A 21,661-nucleotide genomic window follows, 5' to 3' on the forward strand; every position below is an offset into this window, starting at 1 on the left:
ACGGCCCTTCCTCCACCGTCCGGCCCAGCAACTCCTCCGAACCACCACCCGCAACCACCACCGGCTCCGCGACAGCCACCGGCGCCGCAACCGGCACCGCAGCCGGAGCCACTACCGGCGCCGCAACCGGTGCCACGGACTCCCCGAGACCCAGCAGCTCGGTCAGCCGCTCCGCCTGGTTCTCCGAGAAGTACCCCGCCAACTCGTCGATCGTCCGGTACTCGAAGAACAACGTCCCCGGAATCGACTCGAAGTCCTTCCCCAGAAGACGCATCAACTCCATGATCTGGATCGACTCGATCCCGTACTCACCCAACTCCGCAGCAGCGTCGATCCGCCCCTTCGGAATCCGGAACACCTGCGACAGACGGTCCTTCAGATACTCCACCGTCCGGCCCAGCAACTCCTCCGAACCACCACCCGCAACCACCACCGGCTCCGCGACAGCCACCGGCGCCGCAACCGGCACCGCAGCCGGAGCCACTACCGGCGCCGCAACCGGTGCCACGGACTCCCCGAGACCCAGCAGCTCGGTCAGCCGCTCCGCCTGGTTCTCCGAGAAGTACCCCGCCAACTCGTCGATCGTCCGGTACTCGAAGAACAACGTCCCCGGAATCGACTCGAAGTCCTTCCCCAGAAGACGCATCAACTCCATGATCTGGATCGACTCGATCCCGTACTCACCCAACTCCGCAGCAGCGTCGATCCGCCCCTTCGGAATCCGGAACACCTGCGACAGACGGTCCTTCAGATACTCCACCGTCCGGCCCAGCAACTCCTCCGAACCACCACCCGCAGCCGGCACCGGCTCCGCGGCCACGGCGACGGGGACGGTCACGCGCGCCTGGACCGACGGGCGGACCGCCGCGGCGGCCACCGCCCGCGCCGCCGGGGCCTTCGGGGCCGCCTTGGCGCGGTCCGCGCCGGCCACCCGCAGCACCTTCTCGATCTTCGCCCGCTCGCCCTTGGTCACCACGACCTGGGTCTCGCCGGAGACCAGGATCTTCAGCAGCGCCTGGATGCCCTCGGCCGTCCTGAGGCCGCGCATGCCGGAGTAGTCGTAGTAGAGGGTCTTGGCGGTGCCGTCCTGCTCGATGTCGCCGAGCATCCCGCCCTCGTCCCAGTACGGCCAGTTGACCGAGATGCTCCGGCCGTGGCGCAGGCCCTCGGCCCGCAGCGCCTCCCGCTGGTGGGCGTAGGCGTCGAGGAAGCGGTTGGCGGCGGCGTAGCTGCCCTGCCCGAAGTCGCCGACGTAGGCGGCGATGGACGAGAAGAGGACGAAGAAGTCCAGCGGGTCCTGCCCGGTCAGCTCGTCCAGGTGGACGGTGCCGTGCAGCTTCGGCGCCAGGACGGCGTCGAAGTCGGCCTGGCCGGCCTCCATGACGCCCGTGCTGCCGACGATGCCGGCGCTGTGGAAGACGCCGTCCAGGCTGCCGAAGCGCTCCCGCGCCGCGGACAGGGCGCGGCCGACGTCGGCGCGGTCGGCCACGTCGCAGGCGAGGTAGAGGACCTCGGCCCCGGCCGCCTCCAGCGCGGCGAGCTTCTCCCGCCGCTCGGCGTCCGGCTCGCGGCGCCCGAGCAGGACGAGCCTGGCCCGGCACTGCTGGGCGAGGTAGGTCGCGAGGTGCAGCCCCAGCGCGCCGGCGCCGCCGCTGATCAGGTAGACGCCGCCCTCCTTCAGGGGCAGCGGCGAGGCCGCGGGCTTGCCGCCGGCGGTCCACGGCCGGAGGACCCGCTCGGAGCGGGTGGCACCGGTGTGCCGGATCTCGTGCCCGCCGCGGGCGGTGGGACCCTCGGTCAGGTGCAGTTCCCGCAGCACGCCGGCGGCGACGGCCTCGGCGACGGCGGCCGCGTCGAGCTGGAGGGTGTTCATCCGGAACAGGTGGTTGACGGGCGTCATGGCGCGGGCGAACCCGGAGAGTGCCTCCGCCGCCGCCCGGGCCGGCTCCTGCGCACCGGGGCCCTGCTCGCCCGGCAGCACGGCCAGGTACTGGATCTCGTGCTCGACGCCGGCCTGGTGCACGGCCCGGAAGAGGTGGCGCAGGCTCTCCAGCCCGAGGGTGAGGTCGGACTGACCGGGCGTCAGTGCCCAGAGGTCGGCGATCTCCCGGGGCAGCCGGCCGCGTTCGCCGAGCGTGCGCAGCAGGCGGTCGAAGTCGGCGCCGCTGCGGCGGTCGACGGTGAAGACGCCGGGGGACGGCTCCGCGAAGGCCTGGCCGGCCGTCACCCGGACGACGGGGCCGCGGCGGGCGGCCGCGATCCGTGCCGGGCGCGCCTCGTCGTCGTCGAGGACGAGCAGGACGCCGTCCGCGCCGGCGGGGGCGCCGGACTCCTGCGGGGTGCCCTCGGTCCAGCGCGGGACGTAGAGGTGCAGCTCCTCGTCCTTCTTGGCCGCGAACTCCTTGAAGACGAGGCCGGTGGCGCGCACGCACTCCGCGCCGCTCTCGTCGCAGATCGCCAGGTTGACGCTGACCGCGCCGTCGCGCGCGATCCGGTGGATCGTGGCGTGGCAGTAGGAGGTGCTCGGGATCGGGGCGAAGACGACGAGCTCTTCGAGGCTGAACGGGATCCTCAGCACGCCGTCCTGGTGGCCGATGCCGCGCAGGGTGTTGAGCGCGGCGTCGAAGAGCGAGGGGTGCATGGTGAAGGCGGGGTACTCGCCCTCCAGGCCGTCGCCGAGCACGATCCGGGCCAGTGCCTCGGTCTCGCCGCAGTGCAGCGTCTCGATGGCCTGGAAGGTCTCGCCGTAGCCGAAGCCCAGCTCCCGGAAGCTCGCGAAGATCTCCGCGTTCTCCTGGCGGCCGGTGCACCGTGCCAGGATGCCGGGGATGTCGATGCTGCCCCGCACCCGCGAGGGCTGCTCCGCGGCGTAGTTCGCGCGGCCCTGCGAGAACACCGTCCGCCTGCCGTCGGTCTCGGCGTAGACGAGGTAGTCCAGCGTGTCCTGCTTGAGCGGGCTCAGCTCGATGTTGACCGTCCGGGAGTCCTCCTCCATGACGATCGGGTGGCCCCAGATGATGTCCTGCAGCGTCACGGCGTCGGAGCCGCTGGACAGCCGGGCGGCCGTGTACGCCATCTCCATGTGGGCGACACCCGGGAGCAGGATCTTGCCGTCCACGACGTGGTCGCGGAGGAAGAACTCGTCCTTGGACAGCTGCTTGCCGAACCGCTGGGCCTGGAGCGTGGACTCGTTGGCGTCCAGCAGCGGGTGCAGGCGCGGGCGCGCGCCCTGGCCGGCCGCCGCGAGGGCGGGGCGGGGCGCGTCCGCCCCGGCCCAGTAGGTCTCGCGTGCGAAGGGGTAGCCGGGCAGCGACACGGGCAGCGGCGGCCGGTCGCCGAAGAGCCGCTCCCAGGCGAGCTCGTAGCCCTGGCAGTAGAGGTCGGCCAGGGCGCGGACGGTGTCCTGGTAGCGGCCGCGGTCGCCGGCCGCACCGGCGGCGCGCCCGATCAGCTCGTTGCCGTACTCGGTGAGGGCGACCTGGGGCTGGAAGTCCCGGCCGGCCGTCCCCCGGAAGAGCTGGGGGGCCTTCTTGCCGTCGAGGAACTGCTGGAGCAGCTGCGCGGCCTCCTCGCGGGTGGCGGCGACCAGCGCGCAGCGGTGCGCGAAGTGGTGCCGGCCGCCGAGCAGGGTGGCGCTGATCCCGTCGAGGCCGGGCTCCGCGGCTCCGCCGTCCTTCAGGAGGGCGAGCAGCTCCGCCGCCCTGGTCCGCAGCGTCTCGTCGGTCTTGGCGGAGAGCACGAGGAGCTGGGAGGGCCGGTCACCGGCGCCGGAGCGGACCGGTTCGGCCCGGTAACCCTCCACCACGACATGGGCGTTGGTGCCGCTGATGCCGAAGGAGCTGACCGCGCCGAGCCGCTTGCGGCCCGGTGCGTCCTTCCAGGGCCGCGCCTCCCGGTTGACGTAGAAGGGGCTGTCGGCCCAGTTGATGTAGTCGCTCTCCTGCTCGCAGTGCAGGCTCGCGGGCAGCGTCTCGTGCCGCAGGGCCTGCACCATCCCGATCAGGCTGACCACGCCGGAGGCGGCCAGGGTGTGCCCGACGTTGGTCTTGACCGAGGTCAGCGCGCAGTACTGCTTCTTGTCGGTGTAGCGGCCGAAGACGCCGGCGAGGGCGTTCACCTCGATGGGGTCGCCGAGGCGGGTGCCGGTGCCGTGCGCCACCACGTGGTCGATGCCGGCCGGGTCGATGCCGAACCGCTCGTAGACGGTGCCCAGCAGGGCGGCCTGCGCGGGCTGGCTGGGCGCGGTGATGCCGTTGGTCCGGCCGTCGTAGTTGACGCCGCTGGCCCGGATGACGGCGTGGATCCGGTCGCCGTCGGCGACCGCCTTCGCCAGGGGCTTCAGCACCACGACGGCGACGGCCTCGGCCATCACCAGGCCGTTGGCACGCTTGTCGAAGGCGTAGCAGACGCCGTCCTCCGACAGCATGCCGGACCGGGTCGCGTGCTCGAAGAACGTGGACGTCGACAGGAGGTTGACGCCCGCCGCGACCGCGGTGTCGCACTCGCCGGTGCGCAGGCTCAGGCAGGCCTGGTGCACGGCCGCCAGGCCCGCCGAGCAGGCCGTGTTGATGCTGAGCACCGGGCCCGAGAAGTTCAGGAAGTATCCGAGGCGGGCGGCCAGGATGCCGTCGTGGCCGGAGGTGAGCGTCTCCTCGTCCCCGGTGAGGCGCTGGTAGTCGCCCTGCTCGGCGCCGACGAACATGCCCATGGTGTTGTCGCGGAGCTGCCGGGCCCCGTAGCCGGCGTCCTCCAGGGCCCGCCAGGACTCCTGCAGCAGCAGGCGCTGCCGCGGGTCCATGGTCTCGGCCTCCTTGGGGGAGATCTCGAAGAACAGCGGGTCGAACTCGGCCGCGCCGGGCAGCCAGCCGCCCTTGACGCCGGTCACGTCGAGGGGGCCGCGCCAGCTCTCCAGCCGGTCCGCGGGTATCCGCCCGATCGCCTCCCGGCCCTCGGCAAGGAGGTTCCAGAACTCGTCGACCGTCCGGGCCTGCGGGAAGCGTCCGCTCATCCCGATGACCGCGATGGCGTCGTCGTCGGCGGAGGACGCACCGGGCGTGCCGGGGGCGGCGGGGGCCGCTTCGGCCCGGACGGCCCGGGGACCGGCCTCGGCAGCAGCCTCGGCGGCGGGGGCGTTGTCGGCGCGGGAGTTGTCGACGGGGGCGTCGGCCCCGGCGTTCCCGGCGTCCCCGGCGTTCCCGGCGGCCTCGGTGGCGGGGGCGCCGACGGCCTCCGTGTAGGTGCGCCGGACGGCGTCCCGGTGGTCGCGGACGAGGTGGTCCCGGAGCATCTCCAGCGTGAAGTAGGTGTAGAAGAGCTCGGGCGTGACGTCGATCCCGAAGTGCTCGCCCACCCGCAGGGCCAGTTGTGTGTTGCCGACTGAGTCGAACCCGAGGTCGGTCAGCCGGTCCTTCGGGTGGATCTCGTCCGCCGCGAGCTTCAGGACCCGGCCCGCGATGCTCCGGAGATCCGCCTCGACACTCTCTTCGACGCCCAAACCTGCCCACTCCCAGTGGCGTGCGTTGCCGCCCGCATCCGATGCTGGTTCTTCGTGCCCGGCCTCGTGCCGGGTCTCTTGGTGCCCGTCCTCTTCGTGCCGGGTCTCTTCGTGCTCGGCCGCTCCCTGCCCGGCCGCTGCGCCCCCGGCTGCCCCGGCCCCGGCCGGGGCCGGCACGCCGTCGGCGACGTCCGGGGTGATCCAGAAGCGCCGCCGGTCGAACGCGTAGGTCGGCAGGCGGAGCCTGCGCGCCCCGGCGGACCGGAAGAGGTCCGCCCAGGGGAGGCCGTCCCCCTTCGTGAACGCCTCGGCCAGCGCCAGGAGTTGTTCCGTGTACTCGTCCGCGGGGACCTCCGCGCCGAGGTGGAACGCCTTCGACACCTCGCGGCGCGGCCCCTCGGGGCCCGGCGCTGCGGCCTGCTCCCCGTCGGCCGGGGCCGGCTGCCCGGCGGAGCCCCGGTCGTGGAGGCAGTTCCTCGCCCGTCCGGCCTCCAGCAGGCGTTTCAGCTTCACCCGTAGCTCGTCGGCGCTGCGCACGACCAGCGCCGTCCGGCGGTCGAGGTGCTCGCGCCCGAGGAGGAGCGTGGCGCTGAGGTCCGTCAGGTCGACCCCGGGCCACTCCCGGTCGAGCCACCCGGCCAGGTCGCGGAGCCGCTGCTCCAGCGCCGTGGTGGTCCGGGCGGAGAGGCAGATCAGGTAGCCGGGGCGGGGCCGGCGGGTGGCCGCGGTGCGCGGCGGCGCCTCCTCCAGCACGACGTGCGCGTTGGTGCCGCCGAAGCCGAAGGAGCTGACGCCGGAGCGGCGGGGAAGGGGCTCACCCGCCTCCGAGAGCAGCGGCTTCCAGGGGCGCAGGGATTCCACGATGTGGAACGGCGTGCCCTCCAGACGGATGCGCGGGTTCAGGGCCCGGAAGTTGTGCAGGCCCGGCAGCTGCCCGTGGCCCATCGCCAGCAGGACCTTGATGAATCCGGCGATCCCCGCGGCGGCTTCCAGGTGGCCGATGTTCGGCTTCACCGAGCCCAGGCCGCAGTGGCCGGACGGCCCGGACTCCGCCTCCGTGCCCGTCCCGGACGCCTCGGCGTCGCCGCGGGCCGCCCGGAACCCCTTCACCAGGCCCTGGATCTCCACCGGGTCGCCGGTGGGCGTCCCCGTCCCGTGCGCCTCCACGTAGCCGATGGTGTCCGGGGAGATCCCGGCCCGGCGGATCGCGTCCGCGATGACCTGCGCCTGCGCCTCGTCGTTGGGGTAGGTCAGGGTGCGGGTGCGGCCGCTGTGGTTGGCGGCGCTGCCCTTGATGACGCCGTGGATGGTGTCGCCGTCGCGGACGGCGTCGGCGAGGGGCTTGAGCAGGACGAGGCCCGCGCCCTCCCCGCGGACGTAGCCGTCGGCCCGCTCGTCGAAGGTCTTGCAGGAGCCGGTGGGGGACAGCATGCCGGTCTTGGAGAAGGAGACGTTGCGCCCCGGGGTCAGCACCAGGTTGATCCCGCCGGCGAGCGCGACGCCGCACTCCTCCTGGTTCAGCGACCGGACGGCCAGGTGCAGGGCGTGCAGGGAGGCGGAGGACGCCGTGTCGACCGCCACGCTCGGCCCGCGGAAGTCGAAGAAGTGGGAGATCCGGTTGGCGATGACCGCGCCCGCGGTTCCCGTGGAGTGGTGCGCCGCGACCTCGCGCAGCTCCCGCTCCTGGAGTTCCTTGTAGTCCAGATTGTAGGAACCGAGGAAGACCCCGACACTCGTTCCCGCCAGCGCTTCGGGCCGCACCGCGGCGTCCTCGATACAGGACCAGGCGAGTTCCAGCATGATTCGCTGCTGCGGGTCCGTACTCTCCGCCTCCAGCGGGGAGAGACGGAAGAACGCCGCGTCGAAGGCGTCCACGTCCGTGAGGAAGCCGCCCCATTTGCTGACACCCCGACGCACCGGTCCGTCACCGGGATCGCCGTCCGGAGAAGGTAATTTCCTCCAGTCCCAACGGCTCCGGGGGACTTCGTCGATGTGTGACCGGCCGTGTTTCAGGTTGTCCCAGAACTGTTGGTAGTTCTCCGCCCCGGGAAACCTGCACGCTATGCCGATGACGGCAACGTCGTTCTTCTGCATGGGAAGACCCCTCTTGACATCCCCGGTGTCCCGGCCGTAACGGACGGCGGCCGTGGCGGTGCCACGGCCGCGGGCGCGCCTCGGTGTCGAGCGTCAATTGCACGTGCCGGAGCCGGAACTCCGCACGGGGATCAACAGGCACACCTCGCCGGCCTCATCGCCGGCATCCGCCGAACCGGTGCCTGGATCTCGCCTGACCACGCCTTTTTGGCGCGACGCAACCCGACCCGCCCTGGGTGACGATCAGTCGGATTACATGTCGGTTCGTGTTTTGATGCGCTCCCAACCGCCGCGGTCCTCTTTTGCGCAGCCGTCGGCCCGCGCTTGCCGAATGCCCACCAGATGTGGGGCATTCCGTCCGCCGGCAGTGCGGGACAGGTCCGCACGGGCCGGGTTAATCCGTGGTGTCCGGTGAGTCAAGACCCTGAGGTGACCGCTTCCGGCCATGCAGGACCCTCCCTCTCTTGTCGACACCATGGACATGCCCTTCCCGGAACAGAATCCTGCAAGATCTAACCGGGCGTCAAGTAAACGATTGGTGCTCTGTGCTGACGAAGGGTGGACAGGGAGCGACGGAATCCGTCCCCCGGGCCACTGCGACGGCCACCAACTTCCCGCCCTCGCAACCGATCCGATCCGGCCCCTCCGCCGCCGGATCACCGGGCGGCCGGCCCGAAGAATCCCGCCGACGAGCCGGCCCGGGGCATTCGACCGCTGATTTCGGGCGAAGGTGATGCGGTATCAGCCAGAGGACTCGACAACAGCCGCACAGGGCTGCGAACTTGATCAACAGTCCGACATCGCGCCTCCTGGTTCAGTAGTGTGCATGACCGAAGAAGTGTTCGCCCAGCGGAGCGGATCACCGCCTGCGGGCTCGGACGGTTCCCTCACCCTTGGAGTGGTTCGAGATGACGGTTGTGCATGAGGCGCCGGTCGGCGACGAGATCCCCGAGATCCCGGCCGACGCCCACGGGCGGGTCGCCGAGCTGCACGAACTGCGCGAGCAGGTCCGCCGCGGCCCCAGCGAGAAGGCCACCGAGGCCCAGCACGCCAAGGGCAAGCTGACCGCCCGCGAGCGGATCGACCTGCTGCTCGACGAGGGCTCGTTCCGCGAGGTGGAGCCGCTGCGCCGGCACCGCGCCACCGGCTTCGGCCTGGAGGCGAAGAAGCCGCACACCGACGGCGTCATCACCGGCTGGGGCACCGTCCACGGCCGCACCGTGTTCACCTACGCCCACGACTTCCGGATCTTCGGCGGCGCGCTGGGCGAGGCCCACGCCCAGAAGATCCACAAGATCATGGACATGGCCATCGCGGCCGGCGCCCCGCTGGTCTCCCTCAACGACGGCGCCGGCGCCCGCATCCAGGAGGGCGTCACCGCCCTGGCCGGCTACGGCGGCATCTTCCAGCGCAACACCCGCGCCTCCGGCGTCATCCCGCAGATCTCCGTGATGCTCGGCCCCTGCGCCGGCGGCGCCGCCTACTCCCCGGCGCTCACCGACTTCATCTTCATGGTCCGCGAGACCTCGCAGATGTTCATCACCGGCCCCGACGTCGTCCAGGCCGTCACCGGCGAGAAGATCAGCCAGAACGGCCTCGGCGGCGCCGACGTCCACTCCGGCGTCTCCGGCGTCTCCCACTTCGCCTACGACGACGAGCAGTCCTGCATCGAGGAGGTCCGCTACCTCCTGTCGCTGCTGCCCCAGAACAACCGCGAGATGCCGCCCACCGCCGTCAACGACGACCCCGTCGAGCGCCGCAACGACTCCCTCCTCGACCTGGTGCCCGCCGACGGCAACCGGCCCTACGACATGCGCAAGGTCATCGAGGAGATCGTCGACCACGGCGAGTACCTGGAGGTCCACGAGCGCTGGGCCACCAACGTGCTCTGCGTCCTGGCCCGCATCGACGGCCACGTCACCGGCATCATCGCCAACCAGCCCCAGTCGCTGGCCGGCGTCCTGGACATCAACGCCAGCGAGAAGGCCGCCCGCTTCGTCCAGATGTGCGACGCCTTCAACATCCCGCTGGTCACCATGCTCGACGTCCCCGGCTTCCTGCCCGGCGTCGACCAGGAACACGACGGCATCATCCGCCACGGCGCCAAGCTCCTCTACGCCTACTGCAACGCCACCGTGCCGCGCATCCAGCTCATCCTGCGCAAGGCCTACGGCGGCGCCTACATCGTCATGGACTCCCGCTCCATCGGCGCCGACCTCTCCTTCGCCTGGCCGACCAACGAGATCGCCGTGATGGGCGCCGAGGGCGCCGCCAACGTGATCTTCCGCCGCGACATCAACGGCGCCGAGGACCCCGAGGCCATGCGCGCCCAGAAGATCAAGGAATACAAGAGCGAGCTGATGCACCCGTACTACGCGGCCGAACGCGGCCTCGTCGACGACGTCATCGACCCCGCCGAGACCCGCCAGGTCCTCGCCTCCTCGCTCGCCATGCTCCGCACCAAGCACGCCGACCTGCCCAGCCGCAAGCACGGCAACCCGCCGATGTAGCAGCGCCGTTCAGCCGGCCTTCAGTTCCCGCGCCACCGTCCACCCACCACGCATCCGCCGGGGGAGAAACCGGATCATGGCCGTACCCGTCGAACCTCTCGTCCGCATCGTCCGTGGCTCGCTCTCCGACGAGGAGCTCGCCGCCCTGACCGCCGTGCTGATGGCCCGCGCGGCCGACCGGCAGGCCGCCGCCGCGCCGGTCGAGCCGATCGCCACCTGGCAGCGCCGGGAGCGCCGCCCGGCCTACTTCTCGCCGGTCAGCTGGCAGCAGGCCGCCTGAGGACGGCCCCGGCCCGCCGTTCACCGTCGCGGCCGGCGGGCCGAGGCCGGATGTGGCAGTACTCACGTTCGTGATTGGCCGCGGCGGCGCCGGATGCGGCACAGTGGCCCCATGAGCGCGGACACGAGGAGTCACCACGCCCCCGGGCAGCGCGCCGCCGGACGCCGGCGGCCGGTGCAGCAGCGCAGCCAGGAGCGCTACGGCCGGATCCTGGACGCCTGCGCCGGACTGCTCGACGAGGTCGGGGCCACCGCGCTCACCACCAAGGAGGTCGCGCACCGCGCCCAGGTGCCGATCGGCACGCTGTACCAGTTCTTCGCCGGCAAGGAGGACCTCCTGGCCGCGCTCGCCGGCCGCAACCTCGACCACTACCTCCAGCGCCTCGACCGGCGGCTGAGCACCGGGGTCCCGCCCGGGCCGGCCGGGTTCACCGACCTCGCCGTGGACGAGTTCGTGGCGATGAAGCGGACCGTGCCCGGCTTCGGCCAGGTGGACTTCGGGCTGGCCGACGCCGCCGTGCCCACCGGGGTCCGGGACGACCGGCACCTGATCGACGCCGAGCTGGACAACAACACCGCCGTCGCCCTGCGCCTCCAGGCACTCGGCGGCGAACTGTTCGCGGCGGCGGACCCGGCGGTGGTCACGCTGCGCCTGCGGGTGGCCCTGGAGGCGGCGGACGCCGTGCTCAAGCTCGCCTTCCGCTGCGACCCGGACGGCGACCCGGTCATGATCGCCGAGTCCAAGCGGCTGGTCCGCCGCTACCTCGCCGAACCCGCCGGCCCGCGCTGAGCGACGGCCCGGCCGACCGCGGCGCCGGTTCCCGCACCGGGCCTGCACACCACGCCGTTGCGAGCCCGCGCGGACCGCAGCAGAGTGGAAGCAGAACGGCCGCCCGCGCGGCCACCGCTACCCGAGGAGCAAGACCATGCACGCAGCGGTAGGTGACCAGCTCCACATCCACAGCAGGTCGGTGGGCATGGTCGACCAGAAGGGCGAGATCATCGAGGTGCGCGGCGCCGAGGGCGAGCCGCCGTACGTGGTCCGCTTCGAGGACGGCCACACGGGCCTGATCTACCCCGGTCCCGACTGCAACATCGAACCCCGCCAGGCGCTCCGCTGACCCAGGCGGCCACCACCCCGCGTGCCTGCGGCGCGGGGTGGTGACTCACGTGTCCGCCCCCGCCTCCGCCCCCGCCCCCGCACTGCCCGGCGCGCTCGCCGGGCTCGCACCACTGCTCGACCAGTACGGCTACCTGGCCGTGGCGCTCTTCGTCCTGCTCGACAACTGCGGCATCCCGGCGCCCGGCCAGACCGTCCTGGTGCTCGCCGCCGTCTACGCGGGCGCCGGGCACCTCAGCCTCGCCGCCGTCGTGGCGATCGCCTTCACCGCCGCGGTCGCCGGGAACAGCCTCGGCTACCTGATCGGCAGCACCGGCGGCCGCGCCTTCGTCCACCGCTGGGGCCGCTACGTCCTGCTCACCCCAGCCCGGATGGCGCGCGCCGACGGCTTCTTCGCCCGGCACGGCGGCAAGGTCGTCACGATCGCCCGCTTCGTGGACGGCCTGCGCCAGACCAACGGCATCATCGCCGGCACCACCGAGATGCCCTGGCGGCGGTTCCAGCCGTTCAACCTGCTCGGGGCTGCGCTCTGGGTCGGCGTCTGGTCCGCCTTCGGCTACCTGGCCGGCGCCAACATCGGCGCGGTGTACCGGACGGCGGTCCGCTACCAGCTCTGGCTGCTGATCGCCCTCGTCGTCCTCTGCGCGGCCCTCGTCGTCCGCCACCTGCTGCGCCGCCGCAGGCCGGACGGCGGACGGCGCGAGCAGGCGGACGAGAGCTCCGGGGGCCCGAAGGGCGGGCGCGCGGACGCAGGCCCGGACGCGGACGCGGGGTCCGAGGGCCGGGAATCCGAAGGCCCGGAGGGCGAACGCCCGGGGCCCTAGCGGAGCGGGAACACCTCGAACGGGACGGCGAAGCGCGTCCCGAGCCGGCTGCCGACGCCCCGGCCGAAGCCCTCCAGGAACTCGCGCGGGTCGCCCATCGCGCCGCCCAGTCCGGCCAGGTACGCCTTGTGCTCGGCCAGCGAGGCGACGCCCTGCTCGAAGTGGTCGGTGGTGTCCACGGCGTGCCGGGCGTCGGGCGAGGCGACCGCCCAGACCTCGCGCACGCCGTTCCACGGCTCGTGGCCCTCGGCCGTCAGCTCGCGGAACACCCACCGGTTGCCGGCGTCCCGCACCGCGTCCAGGGTGGCCCGGCCGACGGCGATGTGGTCGGCCTGGTTGAGGAAGGTCCCGCCGTACGTCTCGCGGAAGTTGCTGGTGATGACGATGTCCGGGCGGTGGCGGCGGACGGCTCGGGCGATGTCGCGGCGCAGCGGCAGCCCGTACTCCAGTACGCCGTCCGGGTGACCGAGGAACTCGACGGTGTCGACGCCGACCACGGCGGCCGAGGCGATCTGCTCGGCCTCGCGCAGCGGCCCGCACTCCTCGGGGCTCAGCGAGTCGATGCCGGCCTCGCCGCTGGTGACCATCAGATAGACGACCTTCTTGCCCTGCGACGTCCAACGGGCGACGGCGGCGGCGCCGCCGTACTCCATGTCGTCGGGGTGGGCGACGACCGCCAGTGCGGTCTGCCAGTCCTCGGTGACGTGCTCGAACGGCTCGGGGGCCTGCTCGCTCATGGTGGTGCTGCCTCTCCGTGGTGCACGCGGTGCAGTCGGCGCGGTCCTGGCGCCCATTGCAGTCATACGGTCGTACCGATGGTGACTCTAGAAGATCACCGATCCCCTCGTCCGCCGAACGCTCCGTCAGACTCCCTCCCACGAGGGCTCGCTGTGTCCTTGCCCCTGACCCGCAGGTCAGGGGTTAGCGTCCCGGCACCCGCAGCGGGACGGCCGCTGCCGTGTTCCTCCTGGAGTTCCACCATGCCGCTCCCGACCACCGCCCGCGAGGTCCGGCTCCGCACCGCCCCCGACGGGCTGCCCACCCCCGCACACTTCGCGCTCGTCGAGACCCCGCTCGCCGCGCCGGGCGGGGGCGAGGTGCTGGTCCGCAACCGCGCCTTCCTGGTCTTCCCCGGCCTGCGCACCCTCATCGGCGGCGAGCTGGGAGACCTCCCGCTCCCGCGGATCCTCCCCGGCCATGCGCTGTTCGGCCCCGCGCTCGGCGAGGTGCTGGCCGCACCGGCGGGCGGCCCGCTGCGCCCGGGCGACCTGGTCACCCACATGCAGGGCTGGCGGGACCACGCCGTGGGCGACGCGGCCGGGTTCACCCCGGTGGACGGCACGCTGCCGGACCCGGTCGCCCTGCTCTCCCCCGCCTCCGCCGGGTACGGCGGGCTGACCCGCTCGGCCGGCGTACGGGCGGGCGACGTCGTGCTGGTCACCGGGGCGGCGGGCGCGGTCGGCACGATCGCCGGACAGGTGGCCCGGCTGCTCGGCGCCTCGCGGGTGATCGGCACCACCGGCTCACCCGCCAAGGCGAAGCGGCTGACGGCGGAGCTCGGCTTCGACGCGGTGCTGGTCCGCGGTGCCGGGCCGATCGGCGAGCAGCTGGCCGGGGCCGCGCCGGACGGCATCGACGTGCTGCTGGACACCGTCGGCGGCGAGCAGCTCACCGCCGCCGTCGGCGCGGCCCGGCCGGGTGCACGGTTCGCCCTGGTCGGGGCGCTGGCCGGGCAGATGGCGCCGGACCGGCGCGGCGGCAGCTCCCCGGCGGTGGTCGACACCTTCCGGCTGCTCAGCCAGGGCGTCACGGTGCGCGGGTTCCGCGGCCAGGACCACCCCGGACTGGAGGCGGAGTGGCGGCAGCGGTTCGGCGACTGGCTGCGCACCGGGGAGCTCACCTTCCCGTGGACGGCCGTGCCGGGCCTCAACCGGGCCCCGGAGGCGTTGCCGCAGCTGATCGAAGGCCGTACGTTCGGAGCGACGATCGTCGAGGTGTAGACGTACGGGCGGGTGGACGGGCAGCCGGGCACCCAGGTGAGCGGGTGGACGGGCAGCCGGGTGGCCGGAACCGGCGGTGGGGGGACGGATGCGGATCGGTGATGCGGCGGCAGCGGCGGGAACCACACCCCGGGCGCTGCGCTTCTACGAGCAGCGCGGACTGCTGCCGCCACCGGTCCGCACGGCCACCGGCCAGCGCGAGTACGGGCCGGCCGAGGTGGCCCGGGTGCGGGCGATCCGCGAGCTGCTGGCGCTCGGCCTGACCGTCGAGGACGTCCGCAGCCGCGCCCACCGGCTCGACCTGCTCACCGAGTACCCGCCGCGCAGCTGCGCCTCCACCGGCGACGCCGGGCCCGAGACCTTCGCCCCGGTGATCGAGCAGCGGCCGGCCGCCCTGGACGCCGAGATCGCCCGGCTGACCTCGCTGCGCGAGAAGCCGGCCCGGCACGCCGCCACCGGGGGCGGCCGGAGAGCGGCGTAGCGCCCCGCGCCTCAGCGTGCAGGGCGGAGCAGGGTCCCGATGCCGGCGCAGAGCAGGTCCAGGCTGCGGGCGAACTTCTCGTCCGGGTCGTGGGCGGCCGCGGCGGCCACCGTCCGGGGGAAGCTCCGGTGGAGGGCGGCGACGTCCTCGGCGGTGACCGGAACGGCCGGTGGCTCACTCTGCTCCTGGAGCACGTAGCCGGTGACGTGGCTGAGCACGGTGTCGGCGGCGGTCCCGCGGTGTTCCGGGGGCACACCGGCCTCGGCGAGGGTGGCGAGCAGCCGCTCCATCAGGGCGAGCGCGCCGGGGCTGAGGGTCTTCGGGCTGCCCGCGAGCATGATCGCCCCGCCGGGGTGCCGGCGGATGCTCTGCCGCAGGGCGACGGCCTGCGCCGTGACCCGCGCCGGCCAGTCGGCCTGCGCGGGCAGTGCCGCCAGGGCGGCGGTGCCGGCCTCGTACGCCTGCCGGGCCACCCGGTCGGCCATCAGCTGGAGCAGTGCGGCCTTGTTGGGCACGTGGTAGTAGAGGCTGCCGGCGTGGACGTCGAGCCGGTCCGCGACCTGCCGCATGGAGAGGCCGTGGTAGCCGGTCTCGGCGAACACCGTCATCCCCGCGTCGATGATCCGGTCTGCGGTCAGCTTCACGGTCGCAGTCTAGCGAGCCCGGCCAACTTTCAAACAGTGTTTGAAAACGGGCCCGGCCGCGCTACTGTCATGATCAGCAAAATCGCACGGGCTCGGAGGGGGGCGGTGACGATGGACATCCTCATGTTCAACGTGACCACGGCGGCACTGATGGTGCTGATGTTCAACGGCGGTCTGGCCCTGGTCGGCCGCGGCACACTGGGCCGGCGGCGGATCCCGTGGGCGGGCGTCGGCCTCACCGGGCTCGCGCTCGCCGGGGTGGCCGTCCAGCTCGGCTGGTCGGGGGCGATGGGGGCGCTCGACGCGGACCCCTCGAAGTCCGGCTGGTGGCGCGTGGTCACCTCCGTCTTCATGCAGAACGGGGGCTTCGGCGGAGCCGCGTGGAACATCGCCACCCTCGCCGCCGTCGCGGCCCTCGCCGACTGGTTCTGGGGCGCGCCGCTGACGCTCGGCCTGTTCGCCGCGGGCATCCTGCTGCCCGAGCGGATCGACGCACTGTGGGGCCAGACCTCCCACAGCACGGACCCCCGCAACTTCGCCGGCAGCTCCGGCGCTACGTACTTCCTGGGTGCGACGCTGGCCGCGGCACTGCTGCTGCACGGCGGCACCGGCGAGCGCGCCGGCCAGGGCGCCGGCCAGGGCGCCGACGACGAGAGTGTGCGCCGCAGGGCCGTCCGCAACAACCGGCTGCTCGCACTCGGCGTGCCGGTGCTCGGGCTGGCGATGTGGTTCGCCCAGGAGAACGGGCACGGGCTGGTCTCCGCTTACGGCTTCGCCCTCGGCGCACTCGCCTGGGCCGCGTTCCGCACCGTCCTGCGCCCGGACCGCGACCTGGTGCAGCCGCCGCGCACGACCGTCGGCTCGCTCACCGGGCTCGTCGGCCGACGGGCCCGGAGCGCCGGCTAGCCGACCGGCCCCGCCCGCGCCACCGCCCGCGCCACGTGCGCCGTTCCACCGTGACCACGAGGGAGAAGCATGTCGGAGAACCTGCGCCGGGAAGTGTCGAGGCTCGTCGACCAGGAGGTGGCCAGAATCCTGGAGGAGACCGACCGCGGGGTGACCCGTACGGTGAACCGCGCGCTCGGCGTGGACGACGGTGCCCCGGCGTTCGACACCGCCCGTTGGCAGGCCCGGCTCGGCGAACTCCTCGCCGCCCACCACATCCCGGGCGCCGCCCTGGCCGTGCTGGCCGACGGCGAGATCCACGAACTGGCCGCCGGCATACTGCACACCGGCACCGGCGTCGAGGTGACCCCGGACTCCGTGTTCCAGATCGGCTCCGTCAGCAAGGGCTACACCGCCGCCATGGTGGTCCTGCTCGCCGACGCCGGGAAGCTGGACCTCGACGCGCCGGTCACCGACGTCCTGCCGGACTTCGCGGTCGCCGATGCCCGGGCCACCCGGACGATCACGCCGCGGCAGCTGCTCAACCACACCAGCGGCATCGAGGGCGACTACGTCAACGACACCGGCCGGGGCGACGACTGCCTCGCCCGGTACGTCGAGGGCGCGCGGGCCGTCGGCCTGACCAACCCGCCCGGCGTCACCATGTCGTACTCCAGCACCGCCTACAACGTCCTCGGCCGGATCGTCGAGGTGGCCACCGGCCGGACGTGGGACGAGGCACTCAAGGAGCTGCTCCTCGACCCCATCGGGCTGGAGCACACCATGACCCTGCCCGAGGAGGTGCTGCGCTTCCGCGCCGCGATGGGGCACATGGGCGAGCCGGGCGAGAGCCCCGTCCCCACCCCGCTCTGGAACATGCTGCCGCGCTCCGCCGGCCCGTACGGCGGGATCAGCGCGACCGCCGCCGACGTGGCACGGTTCGCCCGGGTCTTCGTGGACGGGGGCACGGCGCAGGACGGCACCCGGGTGCTGCCGGCCGCCGTGGTCGACGCGATGCTGACCCCCGAGGTCGAGATGCCCGACCAGTGGTTCCTCGGCGCCCACTGGGGCCTGGGCTGGGGCCTGTTCGAGTGGGACGGCGCGCGCGGCTTCGGCCACGACGGCAGCACCTTCGGCCAGCTCGCCTACCTGCGCACCATCCCGGAGAAGGGCCTGGCCATCGCCCTGCTGACGAACGGCGGCGGCGCCGCGCCCAAGGTCTTCGAGGCGCTCTGCCGCGAACTGTGCGCCGAACTCGCCCAGGTCGCCATGCCCGGGTTCGAGCCGGCCGCCGAACCCCCGGCCGTGGAGACGGTGCCGTTCCTCGGCCTCTACAAGCGCGAGGGCTTCCTGATGACCATCGCCGAGGGCGACGGCGGCCGGGGCACGCTCCGGCTGACGTACGAGGGCGCCGACGGCCTGGCGGGCACCTTCGACCCGCTGGTCTGGCACCTGACCCCGGTCTCGCACACGCCCGCGAAGACGGTGTTCGCCGGGCGCCGCAACGAGAGGGACGCCTGGATACCCGTGGTGTTCTACGCCCTCGCCGACGGCAGCCGGTACGTGCACTTCGGCGTCCGGGCGACGGCCAAGTCGGCGTAGCCACCCCAGGCAGCTCTGCCGGCCGGCCGTGGGGGCCGGCCGCTACCGGCCGGCCCCCACCCGCCCGAGGAAGCCGGGGTCGGCCACGCCCAGCTGGGCGCAGAAGTCACCCGCGATGCCGAGGAGTTCGGCCATCGGCACCGGCTTGCGGGTGGTGCCGGCGAGATCCTCCCGGGCCTGCTCCGTCCAGAGGAACGGGTAGACCGCCACGCCCTGGTGCGCGGCCAGCCCGGCCGTCTCCTCCCGCCAGCCCGGCCAGCGCAGGCTCTCGTAGAACTGGTCGAGCGCCCCCGACAGCAGCCACTCCAGCCAGGCCGCGTACCCTGCGCCGAGCGCCTCCCACTCCAGGCTGTCGGGCGCGAAGTAGACGATCTCCCCCGGTGCCCCGGGCCGCTCCGGTTCCATGCCGTTGAGCGCGAAGACCCCGCCGAGGACGTCGTGGGCGACGACCAGCCCGTCGGCCGGCCGCCAGTCGGGCTCGACGGCCGCGGGGAAGGCGTTGACCTCGGCCAGCGACGGCAGCCCGCCCGGCCCGCCGTAGACCCGCAGCCAGCCGCCGTCCACCAGCAGGCCTCCGCTGTGGGCGACCATCGCGCCGAGGAACGACCTGGTGGTGACCTGGAGTTGTTCCAGCCCGACCGGTCCGCGGGCCGGGTCGGCCGGGCAGACCTCGACCTCCGCGCCGCCGCCCCCGAACAGCTCCTCCAGCACCGGCCAGGCCGGGTCGTCCACCTCTGTCAGCTCCGCAAGTGATCGCACCCCGGCATGATCGCAGAACCGGGACCGCGGACCATCATCGCCATGTTGCAGAGAACTCTCTGCAGACACATCTATGCAGAGAACTCTCTGCAACTTACGATGGCGTCATGACCGACAGCCCCGAACAGCCCACCCCGCACGCCCCGCACGCCCGGCCGCAGCGCCGGATCGACGCCCGGAGCCTTCGCGGACTGGCCCACCCGCTGCGAATGCAGATCTTCGAACTGCTCAACCTGGACGGCCCGTCCACCGCCACCCGGCTCGCCGAGCGGCTCGGCGAGAACACCGGCACCGTCAGCTGGCACCTGCGCCACCTCGCCGAGCACGGCTTCATCGAGGAGGAGACCGGCCGCGGCACCAAGCGCGAACGCTGGTGGCGCCGGGTGCCCGGCGCCAACCGGCTCGAAACCGCGGACTTCCGCGACGACCCCGAGACCCGCGGCGCGCTCTCCCTCTACATGCACGAGCTGGTGCAGCAGTACTTCAACCGGGTCATCTCCTACATCAACGAGGAGTGGGAGGACGAGTGGCGCGGCGTCGGAACCATCTCGGACTGGAGCAAGCTGCACCTGACACCTGCACAACTCCAGGCGCTCAACGATGAGTTGGCGGAGGTCATCGCCCGCCACGCCCCGGAGCCGGACACCGCGCCCGACCCGGGCGCGCTGCCGGTCGTGGTGCAGCTCCAGTCCTTCCCGCGCCGGACCAGGGGCACCGAGTGAGCCGCGGTGCACGCGGCGGACTGCTGCGCCGCAACCGCGACTTCCGCCTGCTCTGGTCCGGCGAGACCGCCGGGAAGTTCGGCGCCTCCGTCACCGGAGTGGCCCTGCCACTGATCGCCGTCTCCGACCTGGACGCCTCCACCCTGCAGATCAGCCTGCTCAACGCCGCCGCCTGGGCGCCGTGGCTGGTGATCGGCCTGCCGGCCGGTGTCTGGGTGGACCGCTTAGCCCGCCGGCCCGTCATGCTGGCCACCGCCGCCGTGTCACTGCTGCTGTTCCTCGCCGTCCCGGTGGCCGACCGGCTCGGCCACCTGAGCATCGGCCTGCTGCTAGCCGTCTCGCTGCTGACGGGCACCGCCGCGGTCTTCTTCCAGACCGCCTACACCGCCTACCTGCCCGACCTGCTCGACCCCGTCGACCAGCCCGAGGGCAACGCCAAACTGCACGGCAGCGCCTCCGCCGCCCAGATCGCCGGCCTCGGCTCCGGCGGTCTGATCGCCCAGTTCGCGGGCGCGGTGAACGGCATGCTCGCCAACGCCGCCACCTTCCTGGTCTCACTCGTCTGCCTGGCCCGGATCCGCCACCGCGAGACCCCGGCCCCGCGCAGGGAACGCGCGTTGCGACGCGAGGTCGGCGAGGGCCTGCGCCTGGTGGCCGGGGACCGCTGGCTGCGCACGCTGACGCTGTTCGGCGCCGCCTCCAACCTGGCGCTGATGGGGTACCAGTCGATCCAGGTCGCCTTCCTGGTCCGCGAGGTCGGGCTCGCCTCCGGCACGGTCGGCGGGCTGATCGCGGCCGCGGCGAGCGGCGGCATCGCCGGGGCGTTCGCCGCCCGCCGGGCCGCCGCCCGGATCGGCACCGCCCGCGCGATGCTCCTCTTCGAACTGGGCCTGTCCGGCCTCGCCCTGCTGATCCCGCTCACCACTGACGGCGTCGGCGTGCTGCTCTACCTCGCGGGCGGATTCAGCGTCTCCGCCGGGGTGGTCGCAGGCAACGTCCTCAAGTCGGGCTTCCTGCAGAGCTACTGCCCGCCCGGGCTGCTCGGCCGTATCACCGCCAGCGCCGCCGTCCTCAACTACGGCACCATCCCGCTCGGCGCCGTCCTCGCCGGCGTCCTCGGTACGACGCTCGGCCTGCGCCCCGCGATGTGGCTCACCGCCGCCGGCGTCCCGCTCGCCGCCCTGATCCTGCTGTTCTCCCCCGTCGGGCGCACCCGGGACTTCCCCGCCGCCGGCACGCCCAGGACCGTCGGCACGTCCGCCCCCAGCACCTCGACCCCGGCCTGACCTGCGCACCGGCGCCTCGCCGGCTCGCCGCCCCGCCGCCTCACCGAAGACGGGGCCGGCGCACCGAATCCGCCGACCGTCCGGCGGAGTTGTCGCTCGCGCGAAGTCACGACCAGAGCGCAGCGCCTCTCGCCAGCCGTCGCCGGTCGGCCGTCCCATCGACCTCATCGACACCGAGTGACCGTTGTTGGCGGTCGGCTCCGGCTCCGGCTCCGGCTCCGGTCAGGGTGAGGGAAGGTCCGGGCACACGGCTGCCGTTCCGCTCACGCCGCGACGGGTGACGGGACGCGGAGCGGCGCCAGTGCGGTGCTCCAGGCGATGACCTGGTCGAGCATCGTGTTCAGGGCGGGCAGGTTGTAGTCGCCGGGCTTGAAGACGTGGTAGCCCTCGAACTCGGTGATCAGGGACAGCGCGACCTGCTGGCGCACGTCGGCCATCTGGAGCTCGGCGGCGACCAGGCGCAGCTGTTCGACGGCGCGGACGCCGCCGACCGCGCCGTAGGACACGTAACCGACCGCCTTGTTGTTCCACTCGGCGTAGAGGAAGTCGAGCGCGTTCTTCAGCACGCCGGGGATGCCGTGGTTGTACTCCGGCGTCACGATGACGAAGCCGTCGAACGATGCGATCTCGTCCGCCCACCGCCGGGTGTGCTCGTTCCGGTAGTCCCCCAGGGACGGTGGCACGGGCTCGTCGAGGTGCGGCAACGGGTGGTCGCGGAGGTCGATGAGTTCGAACGCGACGTCGGTGCGGCGCGATGCGATGTCGAGCACCCACTTGGCGACCTGTTCGCCGTTGCGGTTGGGGCGGGTGCTGCCGAGGATGATGCCGATCTTGAGCATGACGGGCCTGGCCTTCCTCGTTCGCGGTGCTTGGCGTGACTGGCACCTGCGGAGTTCGTGCTGCCCGGCAGATCGTCTGCGGAGCAGACAATCTCGCCAACAGCGGGCCGCTGCCTATCATT

Annotated in this window: 16 protein-coding genes; 11 read left to right on the forward strand and 5 right to left on the reverse strand. The window is 72.9% G+C overall.

Annotated features, from left to right (window positions below):
- Window positions 1-7,588, reverse strand: a 7,588-nt coding sequence (locus C2142_RS05105) for an SDR family NAD(P)-dependent oxidoreductase (protein WP_194235755.1), incomplete at its 3' end; no start/stop codon positions are given.
- 908 nt (window positions 7,589-8,496) lie between these two features.
- Between C2142_RS05105 and C2142_RS05110 the strand changes: the two genes are divergently transcribed.
- The 5 genes from C2142_RS05110 (at window position 8,497) to C2142_RS05130 (ending at window position 12,321) form a co-directional block, all read left to right on the forward strand.
- Window positions 8,497-10,098, forward strand: a complete 1,602-nt coding sequence (locus C2142_RS05110) for an acyl-CoA carboxylase subunit beta (RefSeq protein ID WP_148641277.1) — start codon at window positions 8,497-8,499, stop codon at window positions 10,096-10,098.
- 76 nt (window positions 10,099-10,174) lie between these two features.
- Window positions 10,175-10,378 (forward strand): acyl-CoA carboxylase subunit epsilon, encoded by a 204-nt coding sequence (locus C2142_RS05115; RefSeq protein ID WP_148641278.1) that lies wholly within the window; start codon window positions 10,175-10,177, stop codon window positions 10,376-10,378.
- Window positions 10,379-10,489: 111 nt separating this feature from the next.
- Entirely contained in the window at window positions 10,490-11,167 is a 678-nt protein-coding gene (locus tag C2142_RS05120) for a TetR/AcrR family transcriptional regulator (RefSeq protein WP_148641279.1), read from the forward strand.
- Window positions 11,168-11,303: 136 nt separating this feature from the next.
- A complete protein-coding gene (locus tag C2142_RS05125; RefSeq protein WP_148641280.1) occupies window positions 11,304-11,498 on the forward strand; it encodes a DUF1918 domain-containing protein in 195 nt (64 codons plus the stop codon).
- Between the two features lie 49 nt (window positions 11,499-11,547).
- Window positions 11,548-12,321, forward strand: coding sequence for a DedA family protein (locus C2142_RS05130; RefSeq protein ID WP_148641281.1), 774 nt, complete (start codon window positions 11,548-11,550; stop codon window positions 12,319-12,321).
- On the opposite strand, the gene C2142_RS05135 is transcribed toward C2142_RS05130, so the two are convergent.
- A complete protein-coding gene (locus C2142_RS05135) occupies window positions 12,318-13,058 on the reverse strand; it encodes a PIG-L deacetylase family protein (RefSeq protein ID WP_148641282.1) in 741 nt (246 codons plus the stop codon). The two genes, C2142_RS05130 and C2142_RS05135, sit on opposite strands and share 4 nt — an antisense overlap.
- Before the next feature lie 243 nt (window positions 13,059-13,301).
- On the opposite strand from C2142_RS05135, the gene C2142_RS05140 reads away from it, so the two are divergent.
- Entirely contained in the window at window positions 13,302-14,321 is a 1,020-nt protein-coding gene (locus C2142_RS05140; RefSeq protein ID WP_148641283.1) for an NADP-dependent oxidoreductase, read from the forward strand.
- A gap of 88 nt (window positions 14,322-14,409) precedes the next feature.
- The gene (locus tag C2142_RS05145; RefSeq protein WP_148641284.1) at window positions 14,410-14,802 is read left to right on the forward strand and encodes a MerR family transcriptional regulator; all 393 of its coding nucleotides are present in this window, start codon (window positions 14,410-14,412) and stop codon (window positions 14,800-14,802) included.
- A gap of 11 nt (window positions 14,803-14,813) precedes the next feature.
- Here the strand turns inward: C2142_RS05145 and C2142_RS05150 are convergent, their stop codons facing one another.
- Window positions 14,814-15,446: a TetR/AcrR family transcriptional regulator gene (locus C2142_RS05150; protein ID WP_148641285.1), complete on the reverse strand. Its 633-nt coding sequence runs from the start codon at window positions 15,444-15,446 to the stop codon at window positions 14,814-14,816.
- 111 nt (window positions 15,447-15,557) lie between these two features.
- On the opposite strand from C2142_RS05150, the gene C2142_RS05155 reads away from it, so the two are divergent.
- Together C2142_RS05155 and C2142_RS05160 are read left to right on the forward strand one after the other, a co-directional pair.
- Window positions 15,558-16,352 carry a hypothetical protein gene (locus tag C2142_RS05155; RefSeq protein WP_148642193.1) on the forward strand — a complete coding sequence of 265 codons (795 nt, stop codon included), beginning with the start codon at window positions 15,558-15,560 and terminating at the stop codon, window positions 16,350-16,352.
- Window positions 16,353-16,421: 69 nt separating this feature from the next.
- Window positions 16,422-17,933 carry a serine hydrolase domain-containing protein gene (locus tag C2142_RS05160; protein ID WP_148641286.1) on the forward strand — a complete coding sequence of 504 codons (1,512 nt, stop codon included), beginning with the start codon at window positions 16,422-16,424 and terminating at the stop codon, window positions 17,931-17,933.
- A gap of 42 nt (window positions 17,934-17,975) precedes the next feature.
- On the opposite strand, the gene C2142_RS05165 is transcribed toward C2142_RS05160, so the two are convergent.
- Window positions 17,976-18,692 (reverse strand): DUF2625 domain-containing protein, encoded by a 717-nt coding sequence (locus C2142_RS05165; RefSeq protein WP_148641287.1) that lies wholly within the window; start codon window positions 18,690-18,692, stop codon window positions 17,976-17,978.
- 107 nt (window positions 18,693-18,799) lie between these two features.
- Between C2142_RS05165 and C2142_RS05170 the strand changes: the two genes are divergently transcribed.
- On the forward strand, window positions 18,800-19,414 hold the full coding sequence (locus C2142_RS05170) for a helix-turn-helix domain-containing protein (RefSeq protein ID WP_148641288.1): 615 nt from the start codon (window positions 18,800-18,802) through the stop codon (window positions 19,412-19,414).
- Entirely contained in the window at window positions 19,411-20,700 is a 1,290-nt protein-coding gene (locus C2142_RS05175) for an MFS transporter (protein ID WP_148641289.1), read from the forward strand. The genes C2142_RS05170 and C2142_RS05175 overlap by 4 nt, the downstream gene beginning before the upstream one ends.
- 263 nt (window positions 20,701-20,963) lie before the next feature.
- Here C2142_RS05175 and C2142_RS05180 read toward each other — a convergent pair whose 3' ends face one another.
- Window positions 20,964-21,539 (reverse strand): NAD(P)H-dependent oxidoreductase, encoded by a 576-nt coding sequence (locus C2142_RS05180; RefSeq protein ID WP_148641290.1) that lies wholly within the window; start codon window positions 21,537-21,539, stop codon window positions 20,964-20,966.
- Window positions 21,540-21,661 lie beyond the last annotated feature (122 nt).

This window comes from Streptomyces sp. CB01881 (genome assembly GCF_002953255.1).
Classification (GTDB): domain Bacteria; phylum Actinomycetota; class Actinomycetes; order Streptomycetales; family Streptomycetaceae; genus Kitasatospora.